Origin of the sequence: Moorena sp. SIO3B2 (genome assembly GCF_010692525.1) — a bacterium.
In the GTDB taxonomy this organism is placed as follows: Bacteria; Cyanobacteriota; Cyanobacteriia; order Cyanobacteriales; family Coleofasciculaceae; genus Moorena; species Moorena producens.
The window spans coordinates 1-4,151 of sequence record NZ_JAAHHE010000468.1 but is presented as its reverse complement, the minus strand read 5'-3'; the positions used below and the strand labels follow the sequence as shown (position 1 = coordinate 4,151).

Annotated in this window: 2 protein-coding genes; both read left to right on the top strand. The window is 45.3% G+C overall.

Features of this window, described 5'->3' with window-relative positions; genetic code table 11:
- A partial coding sequence (locus F6K38_RS36320; RefSeq protein WP_287359879.1) for a peptidase domain-containing ABC transporter occupies nt 1-2,207 on the top strand: 2,207 nt, incomplete at its 5' end.
- A gap of 208 nt (nt 2,208-2,415) precedes the next feature.
- Nucleotides 2,416-3,969: a beta-barrel domain-containing protein gene (locus F6K38_RS36315; RefSeq protein ID WP_502708817.1), complete on the top strand. Its 1,554-nt coding sequence runs from the start codon at nt 2,416-2,418 to the stop codon at nt 3,967-3,969.
- Nucleotides 3,970-4,151 lie beyond the last annotated feature (182 nt).

Genomic DNA, 4,151 nt, shown 5'->3' with positions numbered 1-4,151 from the left:
AAACCATTAGCAAAGCTTACTTTCCTAGCCCTACTCAAAAAGTTGGTCATTTGTGGCAGCGAGTGATCCGGCGCTATCCGTTTTTTGCCCAACAGAGTGGTTCTGACTGTGGTGCTGCCTGTCTGGTGATGATCGGTCGTTATTGGGGGAAACGATTCAGTGTTAATCGCTTGCGAGATATCTCCAATGCCGACCGTAATGGCGCTTCATTGCGGGGACTATCAGCGGCTGCGGAAAGTATTGGCTTTTCCACTCGACCGGTGAAAGCTAGTTTGGATCAACTGGCAAAACAACAGCTACCTGCTATTGTTCACTGGGAAGGAAAACACTTTATTGTTGTTTATGAAATTACCAACAAGCATGTGGTAATTGCTGACCCTGGTCTTGGTCAGAAAACTCTGAGCCACCAGGAATTCAAAGCAGATTGGACTGGTTATGCACTGCTACTGGAACCCACAGCAATCCTGAAGGATACCAAAGAAAGTAAGACCTCCTTCTGGCAATTTTTTGAGTTGGTCAAGCCTCACAGTGTCGTGTTGCTGGAGGTGTTTTTTGCTTCCCTGATGATCCAGATCTTTGGTCTGATTACACCGATATTTACCCAGATAATTTTAGACCGAGTGGTGGTGCAACGGAGCACCCTCACCCTAACTGCTGTGGGGTTAGGATTGCTGATGTTTACTATGTTTCGGGTTGCGATTACCGGGTTGCGGCAATATTTGCTTGACCACACCGCGAATAAGGTAGACCTAGCACTGATTGTCGGGTTTATCAGCCATACCTTGCGATTACCTTTGGGTTTCTTTGAGTCTCGTTTTGTGGGTGATATTACCTCCCGGATTCAGGAAAATCGTAAAATTGAGCGGTTTCTCACCGGTGAAGCGTTATCTATCCTGCTAGATTTACTAACAGTTTTTATCTATGTGGGTTTGATGTTTTGGTACAGTTGGAAGATGGCGCTGCTAATCTTAGTAATTGTGCCACCCTTTTTCCTGCTGGCGTTGATTTCTACACCCTTTTTAAAACGAATTTCTCGGGAAGTATTTCATGCGATCGCAAAAGAAAGTAGTTATCTGATTGAAGTCCTTTCTGGTGTCCGCACTGTCAAGTCTACAGCAGTTGAGCAAACCGTACGCTGGCATTGGGAAGAGTTATTAAATAAAGAAGTTAAAACTAACTTTTCTGGGCAGGTTATTAGCAATCGACTCCAGATTTTCAGCAATACCATCGAGGGGTTAGCCACTACCGCACTGCTTTGGTTTGGGGCATGGTTGGTGATTCAAAATCAGCTTACCATTGGGCAATTGGTCGCTTTTAATATGTTGCTGGGTCAAGTGATCACCCCTTTCAAGCGGATCACGGTACTGTGGAATGAATTTCAGGAAGTGGTGATTGCCATGGAGCGCATCAATGATGTGCTGGATTACCAACCAGAAGAAGATTTGCACCATCAGGCACGGCAATCATTACCTGAGTTGCGCGGTCACATTCGCTTTGATCAGGTCACCTTCCGCTATCACCCAGAAAGTGAGAGCAATGTTCTGGAAAATCTTAGTTTTGAGGTAAAACCAGGGCAAATGGTAGCCCTAGTGGGGCGCAGTGGTTCCGGGAAAAGCACGATTTCTAAGTTGATGTTGGGGCTGTATCTTCCTTCAGATGGGAAGGTGTTGATTGATGGGCAAGATATCACCAGTCTTTCCTTAGGCTCCTTGCGCCAGCAAATTGGTGTGGTGGATCAAGATACCTTTCTGTTTGGAGGAACAATTCGACAAAACATCGGTCTGGCTTATCCCTCAGCTAGCTTAGACGAAATTATCACAGCAGCAAAACTGGCCGGTGCCGATGAATTTATCCGAAAACTGCCCATGGGCTATGAAACCGAGATTGGGGAGGGAGGAGGGATGTTGTCTGGGGGACAGCGACAGCGTTTAGCCATTGCTCGCGCCCTGTTGGGAAATCCCCGCCTATTAATTTTCGATGAAGCCACCTCCCACCTGGATGCGGAATCCGAGCGGATTATTCAGACCAATCTCAATACCATTCTCAAAAACCGCACCACCCTAGTTATTGCTCACCGTCTTTCTACCGTACGCAAAGCTGACCTGATTTTAGTCCTGGATAGAGGCGTCTTGATTGAAAGCGGTACTCACGAAGACTTAATGGCAAAGCGAGGACATTATTTCTATCTCAATCAGCAGCAGTTATAGCGCTACGCGCAAGTCAGAAGTCAGAAGTCAGAAGTCAGAAGTCAGTAGGGTGTGGGGTTTGGGCTTTGGGCTTTGGGGTTTGGGAAAAAATCCGTTGATTACTCTTGCCTCTTGCCTTTTGCCTTTTGCCTATTCCCGATTCCCGATTCCCGATTCCCGATTCCCTTTTCCAATCAACTATGTTCACAACTCAAATGGAAATACTGCTATGCCTGAAAATCATACATTGAATGGACATAGTCCTACTCAAACTATTCCAGACCAGGGTCCCTATCAGGAGTTACTCACCCAAGAAACGACTCCTCAACCTAGGAATAATCAACGACTCCAGGGTCATGAATGGTCTTATGCTACTAAGGAACTGCTTGATACATTACCCCAGGTTTGGACAAGGGGATTACTGTATTTTTTGATAGTATTTATCGGTATTGCCTTACCTTGGGCGATATTCGCTCAGGTAGATGAGACGGGGAAAGCTAGAGGAAGATTGGAACCTACGGGGGAAACCATCAAACTTGATGCGCCAGTAGCAGGAACCGTAGCAGCAATTAAGGTCAAAGAAGGGGAATTGGTAACGGCTGGTCAAACCTTACTAGAACTGGAATCGGAGTTAGTTAGCACTGAACTTCAGCAGGAACAAAAAAAATTAGAAGGGCAACAGAATCGCCTGAATCAATTAGAGGTGCTGAAAAACCAATTGATACTGGCTCTGCGTACCCAGGAGCAACAAAACCAAGCTCAAGAGTTAGAAAAACAGGCGCAAGTCGAGCAAGCACGGCAGAATCTGGAAGCCTTCAAGTTCGCCTACAGTTTACAAAAGGAAGAACTATTGGCACAAATAGATCAAGCACGGCAGGCTATTGAATCTAGCAAGGTTTCCTATGAATTAGAAACCATTCGTTTAGAAAGTGCTGAGGAAAGAATTCCCCGTTACCAAAACGCTTATGAAGAGGGGGTTTTGTCCAAAGAACGCTTTTTAGAGGTGCAACAGTCAGCTAAAGAAGCCCAGAAAACTATAATCAGAACTGAATTAGAAATAAAACAAGCTCAGTCTCGCCTTAAAGAGCAACAAGGTACTTATCAAAAGACGATTCATCAAGCCTCTGCTGATATTAAACAATCTCGCCTGCGCTTGCAAGAGCAAGAACGTAGTTATAAAACTTTAGTTCATTCTGGTAAGCTAGCTTTACTAAAAAGTGAGGAACAACTGAAGAATATAGAAACCCAAATTACTACCCTCAAAGCAGAAGCATCTCAGACTAAAAGTCAGATTAAATCCTTGGAATTTCAGTTAAATCAAAGGATGTTAGCGGCCCCGATCGAGGGAATCGTGTTTCAGTCACCGATTAAAAGTGCCGGGGCTGTGGTGCAACCTGGAGACACTATAGTCGAGATTGCTCCACAAGAGTCCTTCCTTTCCCTGCGAGCCCAGATCGCTATTTCAGAAAGTGGCTCCTTACGGGAAGGAATGGCAGTAAAAATGAAGTTTGATGCTTATCCGTTTCAAGATTATGGAGTAGTAGAAGGAAAGGTAATCAAAATTTCTCCAACCTCCAAGGTGACGGAAACGGAGCAGGGTAAAGTGCCTACCTATGACCTAGAAATTAAACTCAATAAAACTTGTATGCCCACACCAAAGGAATGTATTGCTCTCCGCCCAGGGGACACGGCAACAGCAGAAGTTATTGTCCGGCAGCGTCGGATTATGGATTTAGTTCTGGATCCATTTAAGAAGTTACAGCAGGGGGGTTTGGAATTGTAGCGCTGTGGGGAGTGTAGGAGCTGTGAGGAGTTGGACAGAATCAGCGACTGCATCAACACAATGAGCAAAAATGCTATATGTAACAGTTTTCTCTCCCATGAGGAAGGGATCCCCCTAAATCCCCCTTAATAAGGGGGACTTTGAGGCTATGAAGCGTACCTCATCAATGGGATCAACGCGCT

Coding starts and splice junctions, on each gene's coding strand:
- F6K38_RS36315 (WP_502708817.1), top strand. CDS start 2,416: ATGCCTGAAAATCATACATTGAATGGACATAGTCCTACTCAAACTATT.